Genomic DNA, 15,516 nt, shown 5'->3' with positions numbered 1-15,516 from the left:
AGGGTATTGGTTTTTCATGACAATCGCATTGTTCCATCATGACAAGCACTGACGGCCGGGTCGCCGGCGCCTATCTGCTGCCGCTGCTCGAAGCGGCCGGCGCGCACGGCATCGATGGCGTCACCCTGGCGCAAGCGGCCGGCGTGGCGCCGCACAGCCTGGAAGCGTCCACGCCCGGCCTGGCCGCGCGCGACTACGTGCGCCTGCTCGATGCGGGCGCGCTGCTGGCGGGCGATGCGCATTTCGGCCTGCACGTGGGCCAGCGGGTGCGCATGGGCACGTACAGCGCCTATGGCTTGATTTTACTCAGCTGCAGCAACGTGGGCCAGGTGCTGGAACAGACGGCCCGCTATGAACGGCTGGCGCACGACCTGGGCCAGTCGGCCCTGCAGCGCGATGGCGCCGTCGCGCATTACCGCTGGACCAGCAACTACCCGGGCGCCAGCCGGCACCTGGTCGACAGCGTCTTTGCCGGCATCCGTGTCAGCGGCGACTGGCTGGCCGGCATGCCGCTGCCGCCGGCCCGGCTGGCCTTCACCCACGATGGCGGCGGCGACCTGCTGCGCCACGCGGCCCACCGCGACGAATACGTGCGCGTGCTGGGCAGCCTGCCCGCCTTTGGCGCGGGCGCCAACACGGCCACTTTCGACGCGCAATTGCTGGACTGGCCCGTGCCGAACGCCGACGTCAGCCTCTACCCCGTGCTGTGCCAGCATGCGGAACAGTTGCTGGCGCAGCGCGAGGCTGAAACGGACACTGGCGGCGCCATTGACGCGCAAGTGCACGCGGCCATCGTGGCAGGCTTGCGCCAGGGCTCGGCGCGGCTGGCGACCGTTGCAGCCAGCCTGGCCGTGACGCCGCGCACCTTGCAGCGCAAGCTGGCCGACGCCGGCACCAGCTTCCAGGCCCTGCTGGACCAGGCCCGGTACGGCCTGGCACGCGACTATCTGCGCGAGCCGCATTTGTCGCTGGTCGACATCGCCTTCCTGCTCGGCTACCAGGAACAAAGCGCGTTCAACCACGCGTTTCGCACGTGGGCGGGCACCAATCCCGGCGCCTGGCGGCTGCAGGAAATCCTTGACAGGCAGCAAGCCCCATAGACGTGCGCGGGGCATGTACACCGCGTTTTCTCGCTATACTGGCAAAGTCAGATTTTCCACGATCACTCCAACCCGCAATGCAAAGGATTAATATGCAACTCAAAGACAAAGTCGCACTGATTACCGGCGCCGCCAGTGGCATCGGCAAGGAAATGGCCATCGAATACGCAAAACAGGGCGCCAAGGTCGTCATCGCCGACCTGGTCCTGGAAGCGGCCAGCAAGACGGCCGAGGAAATCAAGCAGTCGGGCGGCCAGGCGTTTGCCGTCGCCATGGATGTCTCGAGCGAAGAACAGGTCGACAAGGGCGTGGCCGATGCCGTGGCCCACTTCGGCGGCATCGATATCCTGATCAGCAATGCGGGTATCCAGATCATCAGCCCCGTCGTCGACTACCCGTTCGACCAATGGAAAAAGATGCTGGCCATTCACATGGACGGCGCCTTCCTCACCACGCGCGCCTGCATGCGCGAAATGATCAAGGCCGGCCGCGGCGGCGCCATCATCTACATGGGTTCCGTGCACTCGCACGAAGGCTCGCCGTTCAAGAGCGCCTACGTGGCCGCCAAGCACGGCTTGCTGGGCCTGGCCAAGGTGGTGGCCAAGGAAGGCGCGAAGGACGGCATCCGCGCCAACGTCATCTGCCCGGGCTTCGTGCGCACGCCGCTGGTCGACAAGCAAATCCCCGAACAGGCGGCCCAGCTGAACATCAGCGAAGAAGACGTGATCAAGAAAGTGATGCTGAAAGACACCATCGACGGCGAATTCACCACCACGCAAGACGTGGCGCAAACGGCCGTCTTCCTGGCGGCATTCCCGTCGACGGCCTTGAGCGGCCAATCGATTGTCGTCAGCCACGGCTGGCATATGCAGTAAACACGCAGCGTCTCCGGCAGGCGGCGCCGTCCGCCTGCATCACCGCATCTGAAAGTCCCCAATTGCAAGACAACACTTACCGCCACCCGCGCGCGGGCTGGCCGGGGCGGCTCTTTGCCGCGCTCGCCAATTGCACGCGCTTTGCCAAGGTGCGCCAGGCCGTCATGTCACGCCTGCCCTTCCTGACCTTGCACAGCGACGTGCGCGACGTCGTCTACGTGAGCTGGCTGGTCGATGCCGCTGCCGCGCAGCGGCTGCTGCCCGCCGGCGTGACCCTGTGGCAGCGCGATGGCAAGACGCCATTCACGGTGCTGACCTACCGCCACGGGCATTTCGGCCCGGCCCTGCTCGGTCCCTTACGCAAGCTGCTGCCGTCTCCGCTGCAAAGCAACTGGCGCTTGTACCTGGACCACACGCCAGCGGGCGCGCCGGCCGTGCCCTGCGTGTATTTCTTGAAAAATATCATGGACAGCTTGCCCCATGCGCTGGGCACGCGGCTGTTCAGCGACATCCTGCCGAGCCACCTGGCCGACAACATGGCGCTGGAAGTCACTGCCACGCAGGCGCGCTGCACGATCACGCCCGGTGTCGGCAGCGCCCCACTGCTCGATATGCAGGCGGACATCATGGCGGAGCATGGCCTCGATGCCGACTGGCAAGCGCCGTTCGGCAACTGGCACGATGCCGTCGCCTTCCTCGCCTGCCAGGATGCGGCCATCGCGCACGTGCCGCGCAACGGCAAGCTGGTCTTCGGTGAAATCGACTTGCCCGTCGATGTGGATCAAGTGCAGGCGCTGACGGCCTTGCGCGCCGACTGCGGCTTGCTGGGCCAGCTGCCGCCCCTGTCAACCCCGTTTGCCTTTCTCGTGCCCGAGGTTGCCTTCAAGGCGCTGTCAGAGCGTCTGCTGTAGCGCGGCGGCGCTCGGCTGGTCGTACAGGCGTGGCCGGGCCGCCGCGCCGCCGCTCCAGTTTGAACAGGGCCATCGCCTGCTCCAGCTGCAGGGTCTGGTCTTGCAGCGACGCCGAAGCGGCCGCCGATTCCTCAACCAGCGCCGCGTTCTGCTGCGTCACTTCATCCATCTGCGTGACGGCCATGTTGACCTGGCCGATGCCGTGGCTTTGCTCGCGCGAAGCCGAGGCGATCTCTTCCATGATGCCGTGCACGCCCTGCACGGCGCCCAGCATTTCGGCGCTGCTCGCGCCCGCCTGCTGCGCCAGCTTCGCGCCCGCCTCCACCTGCGCCAAAGACGCCGTGATCAATTGCTTGATTTCCGTGGCGGCCGCCGCGCTGCGGTGCGCCAGGCTGCGCACTTCGCCCGCCACGACGGCAAAGCCGCGACCCTGGTCGCCCGCGCGCGCCGCTTCCACGGCCGCGTTCAAAGCGAGGATATTCGTCTGGAAGGCAATGCCTTCGATAATGCCCGTAATGTCGCCGATTTTCTTCGATGAAGCGTTAATGTCCGCCATCATGCTCACCATCTGGCCGACGAGTTCGCCGCCGCGCCCGGCCAGGCCGTGGACTTTGCCCGCCATGTCGCTCGCTTGCACGGCGTTGCCGCTGTTTTGCTGCACCGTGGCCGCCAGCTGCTCCATGCTCGACGCCGTCTGCTGCAGGGCCGACGCCTGCGCTTCCGTGCGGCCCGACAAGTCCATATTGCCGGCGGCGATTTCCTGGCTGGCCATGCTGATGCGCAGGAAATTGCCGCGCACGTCGCCAACGATGGAGTGCAAATTCACGCGCAGCTGGCGCAAGGAACGCAGCAGCTGCCCCATCTCGTCGCGCCGTGTCGTGTCGAGCTCGCCCGTCAGGTCGCCGCCCGCCATCACGTCACAGGCCTGGCGCGCCTGCTGCAACGGTTGCAGCACGGCGCGGTGCAAGCTGTGCCAGAAATACAGGGTTGCGCCCAAGGCCAGCACGGACAGGCCCGTCAGCCAGCCGCCCGCGCCGGCCGGCAGCACGCCCGCATTCCACGCCAGCTGCAGCAGCAATACCAGGCTCAGCAAGCCCAGATTCCAGCCGATGCGCTTGCCCAGCGGCAGGTCGCGCAAGCTCGCCAGCCTGGCCAGCCAGCCCGTGCGCACGGCCGCGCCCTGGCTGATGACAATGCCATCTGCCTGCCCCGCCCTGATGCGCGCGTACAGGGCGGATGCCTGCGCCACCTGCTGGCGCGTGGGCTTGGTGCGCACGGACATGTAGCCGACAGCCACGCCATCCTCGACCACGGGCGTCACGTTCGCCAGCACCCAGTAATAATCGCCGTTCTTGCAGCGGTTTTTCACCATGCCGCTCCACGAGCGCCCCGAGCGGATGGTGGCCCAGAAATCGGCGAACGCCTCGACCGGCATGTCCGGATGCCGGAGGATGTTTTGCGGCGCACCGATCAATTCTTCCGCGCTGTAACCGCTGACGGCGATGAAATACGGGTTGGCATAGGTGATATTGCCTTGCAAGTCGGTAGTCGAGACGATGGTCTCGCTATCACTCAAATTGATTTCGGTATCGCTGACGGGAAGATTGAGTCGCATGGTCGGATCCTTGGCTGTAGCCCTTGCTGGCACGGGGGAACGGTCAAATGCGGCACGGCAGCATGCCGGCTGCAATCTGCACCGATACATTAATTTTAATATTTAATTATTAATTTAAATCGGCAATTTTCACGGAGGAGATTGCCTTGTGGATCTGCAAATATTGCAGACGGCGGCGTGGCTGCGGGGGATGGCGGGAATGATGCCGGAACAGCGTGGCTGTCCCGGAGGAAAAACGTTTAACGGGGCACGTAGCGCCAGTTGCCGCTCTCGAGCATGAAGGTCAGTTCCGTCTTGATGGCTTCCGGACGGCTCGGCACGCTCAATTCCGTATCGCACACGAGGTAGCCCGTCTTGCGCTTGACGTCGCATTCGTTAACGGCCTTGACCTGCATGGTGCTTTGCGCTTCCTGCATCTGCACGTCCTTGGCCGCTTCCGGATTGCGCGCCACTTCTTCCTTGGCCCACGCGCGTATCATCGCTTGCGCCTCGGCCGGCGACGGCCCCGTGAACTTGGCGTTCTTGCGCTCGACGCCGACCCAGGTATCGCCCTCTTTACGCAGAGGCAGTACATTAAAGGCATCGCGCATGCCGGCGCTCATCCCCACCAGGCACACCACTTCGCCCGGCACTTCCTGCGAGTCCTGGCAGCCGGCCAGGCTGGTGACCTTGATGACGAACGGCATGCTCGACTGCGTCTTCGCTTGTGTCTTGGCTACGCCTGCCTGCACGGCGGCGTGAATTTGGTCGAGCGTGGGCATGGTGGCGGCATGGGCCGGCAGGGCGGCGAACAGGGCGGCGGCGGTCAGGGCGATGGAAGTCAGGCGCATGGGTATCGAGTGTAGTGAGCTAAGGCCGGCAGTCTAGCACTTTGCATAAAAACAGCTGTTTCTATAGAGAATTATCCACTGCATCGGGCGCGAGAAAGGCCCCGCCCGCGTCCGCCTGTCCGCGCAGGCGCAAGCCGATGGCCCGCAGCATCTCGACCAGTTCGCGCAGACGCAAGCCCTCGTCCGTCAGCCGGTATTCCACCTTGACGGGCACTTCCGCGTAGATCGTGCGCGTCAGCAAGCCCGCTTCTTCCAGCGCGCGCAAGTCTAGGGTCAGCATGCGCTGCGAGATATTCGGCACGGCGCGGCGGATTTCGCTGAAGCGCTTCGGCCCCGCCATCAGATAGCTGAGCAGCACCACCCGCCAGCGCCCGCCCAGCAAGCGCATCGCTTCTTCCACGGCGCAGCCGGAGACATTGTCTTTCATGGTTCGCTTCCAACCTGGTATAAAAAATGTACCTATACCACATTATTCTGCCTTCTTCCAAATAGTAACCATCGCGATTAGACTGCTCTTCCCTCACCTCATCGGAGTTTGACTTGGAAACCACCCTGATCTACAGCGTGCCGTTCGGCTGCTCGTTTGCCGCCATCGCCGCCCTCGAATGGAGCGGCTTGCCGTATCGTCTGGCCCGCGTGGAAGCGCGCGACCCGGCCAGCAAGCAGCATCCGGCCTTTCTCGCCATCAATCCGCTGAGCCAGACGCCGGCCCTGCTCACGCACACGGGCACGCCGCTGCTGGAAAGCATGGCGATCCTGCTGCACCTGGCCGCCCGCGCACCAGGCAGCGGCCTGGGCTTTGCGCAAGGCACGCCAGACTACGACCGCCTGAACAGCGTGCTGTCCTTTTTGCACACGACGTTTCACGCGGCCTTCATGCCCGCCTTCCAGGCCGCGCGCGCGTCACCGGACGATGCGCGCGCGGCCGTCTGGCGCGAGATGGCCGTCGAGAAGGTGAACAAAAGCCTGGCCCACCTGGAGCGCCTGCTCGAGGGCCGCGCATGGCTCGCCTCCGATGCCGCGCCCACCATCGCCGACGCCTACCTGGCCGCCACGGCGCGCTGGGCCGAACCGCTGCAACTGGCCAGCCTGGCCGATTATCCGAACACGGCGCGCGTGCTGGCCGCGCTGGAACAAGACCCCGGCATCCGCTTTGCCCACGCCATCGAAGACGGCTTGCCGGCCGCCAGCCGCGGCGGTTTCCTCGGCCACGTGGCGCTCGACCAACTGGCAGCAAAGGCCGGCTAACCGGCGGTCAACTCCCGCAGCAGGCGCGTCTTTATTGCTATGATGTCGGGCTGCCGGCGGTACAGCCGGCCACGTCAATACCATATCGATAACGTCGCAATATAAAACGGGAGTTTGAATGAGTTTACGTCTGCTGCTCTTGGGAGCATTCAGTGCCGCCATGGCCACCACTGCCGCCGTGCCGGCATTGGCCGCGCCGCGCGGTTTCACCGTGGAAGACATGGTGGCCATGGAACGCGTGGGCAGCCCCGTGCTGTCGCCGGACGCCACGCGCGTCGTCTACACGGTGCGCACCACCAACCTGGACAAAAACCGTGGCAACACGCAGCTGTGGATGATCGACCTGCGCGCGCCGAACGCGGCGCCACGCCAGCTCACGCGCGGCGATGCCAGCGCCAGCGACCCGCAATGGTCGCCGAACGGCGACGCCATCTACTTCCTCTCCGGCCGTTCCGGCTCATCGCAAGTGTGGCAGCTGCCCCTGAACGGCGGCGAAGCGGCCAAGGTCACCGACCTGGCGCTGGACGTCGACAGCTACCGTTTGTCGCCGCAGGGCGACCGCCTGGCCTTCAGCATGGGCGTCTTCCTCGATTGCGCGGACCTCGCCTGCACGAAAAAGCGCCTCGATGACAAAGCCAAGAACAAGGCGAGCGGCATGGTCTACGACCAGATGTTCGTGCGCCACTGGGATACCTGGGCCGATGGCCGCCGCAACGCGCTGTACTCGGCGCCGATCGATTCGACCGGCAAGGTCAGCGCCGCACCCGTCAGCCTGAGCGGCACCCTCGATGGCGACGCGCCATCGAAACCGTTCGGCGACAACGGGGAATACCACTTCAGCCCGGACGGCAAGACCGTGGCCTTCTCCGTGCGCGTGGCCGGCCGCACGGAATCGTGGTCGACCAACTTCGACGTCTACACGATTCCCGCCGCCGGCGGCCAGGCGCCGCGCAACCTCACGGCCGACAATCCGGCCTGGGACGCGAAAGCCACCTACTCACCCGATGGCCGCACCCTGGCCTATGTCGCCATGACCAAGCCGGGCTTCGAAGCGGACCGTTTTCATCTGGTGCTGATGGATGTTGCGACCGGCAAGAAGCGCACCGTGGCCGACGACTGGGACCGTTCCGTGGCCGACTTCCGCTGGACGCCGGATAGCAAGGCCTTCCTCGTTTCCGCCGATGACGTGGGCCAGCACCGTCTGTTCCACATCGACGCGGCCAGCGGCAAGGTCGCAGCGCTGACGGGCAAGGGCGCCGTGGGCGACTTCGACGTACGCGGCAACACCATCGTGCTGGCGCAGGCCAACCTGGCTTCGGGCGCGCAGCTGTACACGCGCAAGCTTGACGCCAAGTCGGAAAACGCACCGATGGTGCAGCTGACGAAACAGAATGCGGCAGCCCTGGCCGACGTGCGTTTCGGCGAATATGAACAGTTCTCGTTCGCCGGCGCGAATGGCGAGACCGTCTACGGCCACGTCATGAAACCGTGGAATGCCAAGGCCGGTGAAAAATATCCAATCGCTTTCCTCGTTCACGGCGGCCCGCAAGGCAGCTTCGGCAACAGCTGGAGCTACCGCTGGAATCCGCAAGTGTATGCGGGCGCCGGCTACGCCACCGTCTTCATCGACTTCCACGGTTCGACCGGCTATGGCCAGAAGTTCACGGACTCCATCAGCGGCGACTGGGGCGGCAAGCCGCTGGTCGACTTGCAGAAGGGCCTGGAAGCGGCCACCAAGAAATTCCCGTGGCTGGACCGCGAGCGCAGCTGCGCGCTGGGCGCGTCGTACGGCGGCTACATGATGAACTGGATCGCCGGTAACTGGCCGGACGGCTTCAAGTGCCTGGTCAACCACGACGGCGTGTTCGACAACCGCGGCATGGCGTACGCGACGGAAGAACTGTGGTTCACGGAATGGGAAAACGGCGGCCCGTACTACGACGCACCGGCCAAACACGAGCAGTTCAATCCCGTGAACTTCGTGAAAAACTGGAAGACGCCGATGCTGGTGGTCCAGGGCGACCTCGATTTCCGCATCCCCACCGCGCAAGGCCTGGGCACCTTCACGGCGCTGCAGCGCCAGGGCATCCCGAGCAAGCTGCTGGTCTTCCCGGACGAAAACCACTGGGTACTGAAACCGGCCAATTCGCTGCTGTGGCATCACACCGTTTTGGATTGGTTGAATACCTACACCAAGAAGTAAACGGATACATGTCGGATTACGGCCTTCGGCCTCGGCGGCCCCGCCTAATCCGACCTACGTAAAAAAGCCGCGCGATGCAGAGATGCACCGCGCGGCTTTTTATCATGTAGGTCGGATTAGCGGCGCGCAGCGCCGCGTAATCCGACACAGCAGCACATCAATACGTATTAAGCGCCTTGGCAAACTTCACGATCCACAAGCGGCTTGGACGCTCGCGGTCGTCGCCGCGCGCCACGCGGATGGTGTTGGCGGCGTTGCAGCCGGCCGCGCTGCTGGTGATAATGGTGCCGTTCGCATCGACCGTGCACTTGGTCACGTCGGCGCCATCGACTTCCACGCCATTCGCGTCAAAGACCTTGGTTTTCAGGCCGAAGTCATTGTCGTTGGCCAGCGCAATGGTGGAGTCGTCGATCAGGGTCAGGCCTTCGGCCTTCTCCGCCGCCCAGCCGATGGCGTTCAAGTCCAGCAACATGGTTTTTTTCAACGGCGTGACGGCCGTCCAGTCGGCGCCATTGACGGCCGCGCCGCCCATGCTGCTTTTTTCCAGGTCCGACGTCGCCGCGTTGAAGGCGGCGGCCGCGATGTCCGTGGCGCCCTTCAGTTCGACCAGCATCAGTTTATTGAACACCTTGCCCGATGGCGCGGCGCCCTGCTCGATGACGAGGAATTTGCCGCCGCCCAGCGCCACCATGTCGCCCAGCTTGGCATTGCCCGTGCGGCCATCCTGGTAGTCGGCTGCATTGAGCGGATACGCATACATCTTGCCGCTGGTGCCCGTCACCGGGTCGAATTCGATCCAGCGCGTGAAGCGGGCGAAACGCTCGACCTGTTCATTCTTCTTCGTCACCGAATACGGCGCAGTACCGTCGGACAGAGGGCTTTGCAGGAACGCATACAGCTTGTCGTTGCTCGTATCGAGCGTCATGCCTTCCATGCCGCGGTTGGCGCGGCGCTTGGCGAACAGCGCCGGCAAGCCCTTGCCCGGCTCGTACTTGGCCTGGATGATGCCCGTGGCCGCATCAATCCTGACGATGAACGGGCCGTATTCGTCGGACACCCACAGCGCGTTGCGCTTGGCATCGACGACGATGGACTCCGAATCGAGACCGCCCGCATTGAAGACAGCCTTGCCTGCCGCGTCGAACTTCATCGCATCCATGACGGGAATCTCGGCCGAATTGCCGACGGCGCCCACGGGCACGGGCAAGCCCGAGCTGTTGACGGTGGCCGATACCTTGATCGGTGTGCTCGACGACAGCACGGCGCCGTTCTTGCCCACCGTGAGCACGCCGAACGAAGGCGTGAAGCTCGGCGACGGGAAGATCTTGCTGCCGATCGTACCCTTGCCCGATGGATCGGGCACCAGCGGGCCGTCGCCGTTCGGACCGCGGTCCGTCAAGCCATAGAATTCCAGGTCGCCCGCCGCATTCTTGCCCTTATAGGCCAGGCCCGAACCATACGATGGCAAAAAGCCGTTCGGGAATTCGCCCTTGATCTTGGCGTTCGCGCCTTCGTACGGCACGTAGAACTTGCTGTCCGCCTGGATCTGGTAGCGCGTCACGGTCACTTTCACTTCGCCGACCGGGTTGGCTTGCGTCAGCGCCTCGTTGACGGGCGCGCCCGCTTTCGAGGCCAGGGTGTCTTCGAAATGCTCGCGCACGAGGGCGCGGCGTTCTGCATCGACCGTGCGGCCGGCGAACTTCGCGCCCACGGCCGCCAGATGCGCGGACAGGGCCGCGTTGAAGACGGCCGGAACGGCGGCAAAGTCCAAGGTCTTGCCGGCCAGCGCGGCCTTCACTTCCGCCGTCAATTTGATGCCGTTCGACGGATCGCTGTCCTCGTCCAGCAATTGCAGCGCCAGCAGGCGGTTGACGACCTTGTCGTCCCCCACGTTGGTGCTGGCGGCCAGCGCCAGCGGCGTGACGACGGGGCCGCATGGGGCCGAACCCAGGGCCAGGCCGCCCACGCTGAAGGCGACCGTATCGCCCGGGTTGCAAATGAACTCGCCCTTGGCATTGGTGCTGGCCTTGGCCGCGCTGCCGGCCACGTAATCGAGCCCTTCCACCGCGCCGTCGAGGAACACTCCCGTCTGCGCCACGGGCTTGGCCGGCTCATTGTGGCTGTCGCTGCCGCCACAGGCGGCCAGGGCCAGGCCGGCGGCGATGGCCAGCAGGGTCAGTTTCGGGGTGGACGTTACGGCAGTCTTCATGCATTCCTCGGCTAGGGTGGGATTGAAGCCGTGGAGGATAACTGCTCAAAGTGACAAGCCCATGACAGCCGTTACGGCGGTGGCGTATCAGCAACAGGTCCGCCGATGCCGCCAAAGCGCCCATCGGCCTGGCGCCGGAATTCCTTCGGCGTGACGCCCTTCACCTGCAAAAAGCGCCGGTTGAAATTGGCCACGTTCTGGAAACCCACGTCGTAGCAGACATTCGATACGTATTGATCCGTATCCATCAGCAGCTGGCAAGCCTTGTTGATGCGCAGGCGGTTCATGAAATCCGTGAAGCTGTTGCCCGTCGCCTTGCGGAAGAAGCGCGAGAATTTACTCAGCGACATGCCCACCTGCTCGGCCAGCATTTCCGCCGAAATCGGCTCGCGGTAATTGTCCGTGATGTAGTTGAGGACGGCATTGACCTTGGCCAGGGTGGCGTCATCGTCGTAGGAACGCAAGGAGGCGCTCGACAGCAAGCGGTAGTTGGCCGTGCGCGCCAGCTTGCTCATTAATTGCACGAATTCGGCGAAGCGCTCGGCGCCGTGCGTGGCGCGGATGCGCGCCAGATGCTGTTCGGCCTCGTGGCCCATGTCGAAAAACTCCACGCCATAGCTGGAGCGCTCGAGCAGCGGCAGCAGCTCGCGCAATTCGGGAATGACGCGCGCGGCGCCGGCCAGCGGCGCATGGGCGAATTGCACGATCATGTCGCGCAGGGCCACGCCGCCTTCCGGCATCACGTTGGATATCCAGTTGTGCGGCAGGCGCGGTCCCGTCAGCACCAGGTGGCCCGGTGAAAACTCGCCGATATAGTCGCCCACGAACAAGCGCCCGCTGGTGGCGACGATCAGGTGCAGCTCATACTCTTCATGGCAGTGCCAGCGCACGCGCGAGCTGGGATAACCATGTTCCAGGTAATTGATGATGCCGTCGTAGCTTTCGCGTTCCAGTTCGGGCGCCTTGCGCTCGCTGTCCTTCTGCCATCGGTATTCCATGCTTGTCTCTCCCAGGCTGTCCCCGCCTGTGCCATCCAATGTACCTCAAAAAGCGTCACTCGCCAAAGCGGCCCAGCGCCTGCTGGCGAAATTCCTTCGGCGTCATGCCCTTCAATTCCAGGAAACGGCGGTTGAAATTGGCCACGTTATTGAACCCCGCCTCGTAGCAGATGTTGCTGACATAGCGCTCCGTCTCCATCAGCAGCTGGCACGCCTTGTTGATGCGCAGGCGGTTGACGAAGTCCGTGAAGCTGTTGCCCGTGGCGTGGCGAAAGAAGCGCGAAAACGTCCGCTCGGGCATGTCCACCTGCTCGGCCAGCTGCTTCAGCGAGAACTGGCTGCTGTAATTGTGCACGATGAAGTTGATGGCGGAACTGATGCGCGCCAACGCCACGTCGTCGTCGCTCGACTGCATGGGCACCGTCGACAGCAGTTGGTAGTCGCTGGTCTGCGCCAGCTCGCCCAGCAAGGTCAAAAATTCGATGAAGCGCGGCAGGCCGCTGCTGTCGCGGATGCGCCGGAAGCGCCGCAGCGACAGCTCGCTGACCCCAAAGAATTCCACGCCGTGCAAGGCGCGCTGCAGCAGCGGAAAAACATCCTTCAATTCAGGAATGGCGGCGGCCATCGACGCCAGCGGCGCATGCGAAAACTGGACCACCATGTCGCGCAAGGCCACGCCTTCGGGCGGCGTGTCGAGCGAGACCCAGTTGTGCGGCACGCGCGGCCCCGTCAGCACCAGGTGGCCAGGCGTGAACTGGCCGATATAGTCGCCGACAAAGACCTTGCCGCTGCTCTCGACGATCAGGTGCAGTTCGTACTCGTCGTGGTAATGCCAGCGCACCAGCGCATTCGGAAAGCCGTGCTCGAGGTAGCGGATGAAGCCGAAACTGCCTTTCGGCTCGAAGCCGGGCGTGGCGTCGCGCTGCTGTTCCAGCTCCATCTGCGGCAAGCAAGCGTCGGCTTTGCGTGGCATGGCGCGCCCTCCCCGTCAGGCAACGATCTGTTCCAGCGCCCCGCGCGCACCCAGTCCATACAGGCTGGCCAGCGCTTGCGCCACCGCCTGCGTGAACGCTGGCGTGTCGCTCAAGTCGCCGAACAGCTCGCGCAGGGACAGCAGCACCGCGGCGTCCGCCCCGCCCTGCAGCGCCAGCACGCGCAGGCGCACCGCATACGGGTCGTTCAAGGGCATCTCGCGCCCCTGCTCGTCGTGGCCTTCCAGGTAGCGGAACCAGCAGGCCACGGTAAACGCCAGCAGCTTGATTGCGCCGCCCTTGGCCAGCGCTTCGCGCACGGACGGCAGCACGAATTTCGGGATGCGCGCGGAACCTTCCGTGCCGATGCGCGCCAGCTGGTCGCGCACGGCCGGATTCGAGAAGCGCTTGATCAGGGTAGCCTTGTACCGTTCAAGGTCGATGCCTTCCACTTCATCCAGCAAAGGCGTGACCTCGTCATCCATCATGCGCCGCACGAGCGCGCGGATGCCAGGATCGTTCATCGCTTCGTGCGCAAACGTGTAACCGAGCTGCATGCCGATGTAGCACAGTGCCTGGTGGCTGGCATTCAGGAGGCGCAGCTTCATCTTTTCATACGGCAGCACGTCGTGCGTCATCTGTGCCCCCACCTTTTCCCAGGCCGGCCGGCCCTGCGGGAACTCGTCTTCGATGACCCACTGGCGGAATGGCTCGCACACGACGGGCCAGGCGTCGATGATGCCGAAGCTGTCGCGCACGAGCGCCCGGTGTTCATCGGTGGTGGCAGGCGTGATGCGGTCGACCATGCTGTTGGGGAAGCTGCCATCGGTGGCCAGCCAGCGCGCCAGCTCAAGGTCGCGCAGGGCGACAAAGGCCAGCAGCATCTTGCGCGTGACGTCGCCATTGTTTTGCAGGTTATCGCAGGACATGATGGTAAACGGCGCCAGTCCCCGCTGGCGGCGCAGGGCCAGCGCGGCGGCCAGGTAGCCGAACGAGCAGCGCGGCGATTCCGGATGCGCCAGTTCATGCACGATGTCGGGGTGGGCCGCATCGAATTCGCCCGTGCCCTGGTTCACATAATAACCGCCCTCGGTGATGGTCAGCGCGACGATGCGCGTGCCGGGGTCGGCCAGCTTTTCCAGCACGGCTTGCGGGTCGTCGGGCGCATACAGGTATTCGCCGACGCAGCCGATGACGCGGGCAGAATCGCCCGCCGCGCTGCGCTCGACCACCGTGTACAAGCCATCCTGCGACCGCATGGCGTCGCGCATGGCCGCATCAATCGCCAGCAAGCCCACGCCGCAATATCCCCATTCCACGTTGCCAGGCAAGGCCAGCAAATCGTCGAGGTAGACGGCCTGGTGGGCGCGGAAAAAACCGCCCACGCCGATATGCACGATGCTGGGCACGAGCGTCTCGCGCACGTATGCGGGCACGGCCACGTTCCCTGGCAGCTTGGCCAGGTTCGCCTGGTTCAATGCGATCGATTCCATTACAGCGCTCCTTTCGCCGCCGCATAGGTCTTGCCGGCGCGGTCAAAATAATGGACGAAGCCCGGCTCGAACGTCAGATGCGTCTGCTGGCCCGGCTGCAGGCTGCTGCGCTCGGCGCCGCGCGAGACCACCTGCACATTGTTCGGCAGGCGCACATAGGTCAGGGTTTCCACGCCCAAGGACTCCACCAGGTCGACGGTGACGGGCACGCTGCCCGGCTGCGCCGCGCCCAGGTGCACGTGCTCGGGGCGGATGCCGACAAAACCGTCCGCCTGCGCCGCGCTGCCCGCTTGCGCCAGCAACTGAGGCGCCGCATCGGCCGGCACCACGTTCATGCTGGGCGTGCCGATGAATTGCGCGACAAAGCGGTTGGCGGGGCGGTCATACAGTTCCAATGGCGAGCCATGCTGCTCGATCTGCCCGTCGCGCAGCACCACGACCCGGTCGGCCAGGGTCATCGCTTCGACCTGGTCGTGGGTCACATAAATCGTGGTGGCGCCCAGTTCGCGGTGCAGCTTGGCGATCTCGATGCGCGTCTGCACGCGCAGTGCCGCATCGAGGTTCGACAGCGGTTCATCGAACAGGAACACTTTCGGATCGCGCACGATGGCGCGGCCGATGGCCACACGTTGGCGCTGGCCACCCGACAGTTCCTTCGGCGTGCGCTCCAGGTATTTACCCAGGTCGAGGATGGTGGCCGCCTTGTCGACTTTCTCGCGGATGATGGCCGGATCGACGCCAGCCAGTTTCAGCGCGAACGACATGTTCTGGAACACCGTCATGTGCGGATACAGCGCATACGATTGAAAGACCATCGCCAGGTCGCGCTTGGACGATGGCAGGGCCGTGATGTCGCGCCCGTCGAGCGACAGCTTGCCGCCGTCGATCGGCTCCAGGCCCGCGATCAGGCGCAGCAAGGTGGACTTGCCGCAGCCGGACGGCCCGACAAAAACGACGAACTCGCCCTGTTGGATCTCCAGGTCGATGCCCTTGATGGCGCGGTGCTCGCCAAAGAATTTTTCGATATTGCTCAGTTGAAGGTAAGCCATGATTGTGTCTCTAT

The 15,516-nt window shown here is 64.5% G+C and carries 13 protein-coding genes; 5 read left to right on the top strand and 8 right to left on the bottom strand.

Going from position 1 to position 15,516, the window contains the following annotated elements:
- Positions 1-38: 38 nt before the first annotated feature.
- The 3 genes from V3C40_RS12915 (at position 39) to V3C40_RS12905 (ending at position 2,886) form a co-directional block, all read left to right on the top strand.
- Positions 39-1,100: an AraC family transcriptional regulator gene (locus V3C40_RS12915; RefSeq protein WP_331777634.1), complete on the top strand. Its 1,062-nt coding sequence runs from the start codon at positions 39-41 to the stop codon at positions 1,098-1,100.
- Positions 1,101-1,192: 92 nt separating this feature from the next.
- Entirely contained in the window at positions 1,193-1,975 is a 783-nt protein-coding gene (locus V3C40_RS12910) for a 3-hydroxybutyrate dehydrogenase (protein ID WP_046684805.1), read from the top strand.
- A gap of 62 nt (positions 1,976-2,037) precedes the next feature.
- Positions 2,038-2,886 carry a DUF2071 domain-containing protein gene (locus tag V3C40_RS12905; RefSeq protein ID WP_219329854.1) on the top strand — a complete coding sequence of 283 codons (849 nt, stop codon included), beginning with the start codon at positions 2,038-2,040 and terminating at the stop codon, positions 2,884-2,886.
- Here V3C40_RS12905 and V3C40_RS12900 read toward each other — a convergent pair.
- From V3C40_RS12900 to V3C40_RS12890, 3 genes are all read right to left on the bottom strand, one after another.
- Complete coding sequence (locus V3C40_RS12900; protein WP_331777633.1) at positions 2,858-4,501, bottom strand: methyl-accepting chemotaxis protein; 1,644 nt, start codon at positions 4,499-4,501, stop codon at positions 2,858-2,860. The two genes, V3C40_RS12905 and V3C40_RS12900, sit on opposite strands and share 29 nt — an antisense overlap.
- Before the next feature lie 239 nt (positions 4,502-4,740).
- Positions 4,741-5,331: a hypothetical protein gene (locus tag V3C40_RS12895; RefSeq protein WP_331777632.1), complete on the bottom strand. Its 591-nt coding sequence runs from the start codon at positions 5,329-5,331 to the stop codon at positions 4,741-4,743.
- A gap of 61 nt (positions 5,332-5,392) precedes the next feature.
- Positions 5,393-5,758, bottom strand: coding sequence for a winged helix-turn-helix transcriptional regulator (locus V3C40_RS12890; RefSeq protein WP_034758434.1), 366 nt, complete (start codon positions 5,756-5,758; stop codon positions 5,393-5,395).
- Positions 5,759-5,871: 113 nt separating this feature from the next.
- On the opposite strand from V3C40_RS12890, the gene V3C40_RS12885 reads away from it, so the two are divergent.
- A complete protein-coding gene (locus V3C40_RS12885; RefSeq protein WP_331777631.1) occupies positions 5,872-6,579 on the top strand; it encodes a glutathione S-transferase family protein in 708 nt (235 codons plus the stop codon).
- Between the two features lie 118 nt (positions 6,580-6,697).
- Positions 6,698-8,782 (top strand): prolyl oligopeptidase family serine peptidase, encoded by a 2,085-nt coding sequence (locus V3C40_RS12880; protein WP_442907258.1) that lies wholly within the window; start codon positions 6,698-6,700, stop codon positions 8,780-8,782.
- Between the two features lie 157 nt (positions 8,783-8,939).
- Here the strand turns inward: V3C40_RS12880 and V3C40_RS12875 are convergent, their stop codons facing one another.
- The 5 genes from V3C40_RS12875 to V3C40_RS12855 all read right to left on the bottom strand — a co-directional run bounded on the left by V3C40_RS12875 (position 8,940) and on the right by V3C40_RS12855 (position 15,502).
- Positions 8,940-10,991, bottom strand: coding sequence for an esterase-like activity of phytase family protein (locus tag V3C40_RS12875; RefSeq protein WP_331777630.1), 2,052 nt, complete (start codon positions 10,989-10,991; stop codon positions 8,940-8,942).
- Between the two features lie 71 nt (positions 10,992-11,062).
- Positions 11,063-11,989, bottom strand: a complete 927-nt coding sequence (locus V3C40_RS12870; RefSeq protein ID WP_046684811.1) for a helix-turn-helix domain-containing protein — start codon at positions 11,987-11,989, stop codon at positions 11,063-11,065.
- A 55-nt stretch (positions 11,990-12,044) separates the two neighbouring features.
- A complete protein-coding gene (locus V3C40_RS12865) occupies positions 12,045-12,962 on the bottom strand; it encodes a helix-turn-helix domain-containing protein (RefSeq protein WP_072454811.1) in 918 nt (305 codons plus the stop codon).
- 15 nt (positions 12,963-12,977) lie between these two features.
- Positions 12,978-14,453 (bottom strand): mannitol dehydrogenase family protein, encoded by a 1,476-nt coding sequence (locus tag V3C40_RS12860; RefSeq protein ID WP_331777629.1) that lies wholly within the window; start codon positions 14,451-14,453, stop codon positions 12,978-12,980.
- Positions 14,453-15,502: an ABC transporter ATP-binding protein gene (locus tag V3C40_RS12855; RefSeq protein WP_331777628.1), complete on the bottom strand. Its 1,050-nt coding sequence runs from the start codon at positions 15,500-15,502 to the stop codon at positions 14,453-14,455. Before V3C40_RS12855 ends, V3C40_RS12860 begins: the two co-directional genes overlap by 1 nt.
- Positions 15,503-15,516: the final 14 nt, after the last annotated feature.

Origin of the sequence: Janthinobacterium sp. LS2A (genome assembly GCF_036543145.1) — a bacterium.
Classification (GTDB): Bacteria; Pseudomonadota; Gammaproteobacteria; order Burkholderiales; family Burkholderiaceae_D; genus Janthinobacterium; species Janthinobacterium aestuarii.
This window is presented reverse-complemented; position numbering and strand designations above follow the sequence as displayed.

Bases quoted from the DNA above. Each gene is read 5' to 3' on its own strand.
- V3C40_RS12915 (WP_331777634.1), top strand. From the start codon at position 39: ATGACAAGCACTGACGGCCGGGTCGCCGGCGCCTATCTGCTGCCGCTG.
- V3C40_RS12910 (WP_046684805.1), top strand. From the start codon at position 1,193: ATGCAACTCAAAGACAAAGTCGCACTGATTACCGGCGCCGCCAGTGGC.
- V3C40_RS12900 (WP_331777633.1), bottom strand. From the start codon at position 4,501: ATGCGACTCAATCTTCCCGTCAGCGATACCGAAATCAATTTGAGTGAT.
- V3C40_RS12895 (WP_331777632.1), bottom strand. From the start codon at position 5,331: ATGCGCCTGACTTCCATCGCCCTGACCGCCGCCGCCCTGTTCGCCGCC.
- V3C40_RS12890 (WP_034758434.1), bottom strand. From the start codon at position 5,758: ATGAAAGACAATGTCTCCGGCTGCGCCGTGGAAGAAGCGATGCGCTTG.
- V3C40_RS12880 (WP_442907258.1), top strand. From the start codon at position 6,698: ATGAGTTTACGTCTGCTGCTCTTGGGAGCATTCAGTGCCGCCATGGCC.
- V3C40_RS12875 (WP_331777630.1), bottom strand. From the start codon at position 10,991: ATGAAGACTGCCGTAACGTCCACCCCGAAACTGACCCTGCTGGCCATC.
- V3C40_RS12870 (WP_046684811.1), bottom strand. From the start codon at position 11,989: ATGGAATACCGATGGCAGAAGGACAGCGAGCGCAAGGCGCCCGAACTG.
- V3C40_RS12865 (WP_072454811.1), bottom strand. From the start codon at position 12,962: ATGCCACGCAAAGCCGACGCTTGCTTGCCGCAGATGGAGCTGGAACAG.
- V3C40_RS12860 (WP_331777629.1), bottom strand. From the start codon at position 14,453: ATGGAATCGATCGCATTGAACCAGGCGAACCTGGCCAAGCTGCCAGGG.
- V3C40_RS12855 (WP_331777628.1), bottom strand. From the start codon at position 15,502: ATGGCTTACCTTCAACTGAGCAATATCGAAAAATTCTTTGGCGAGCAC.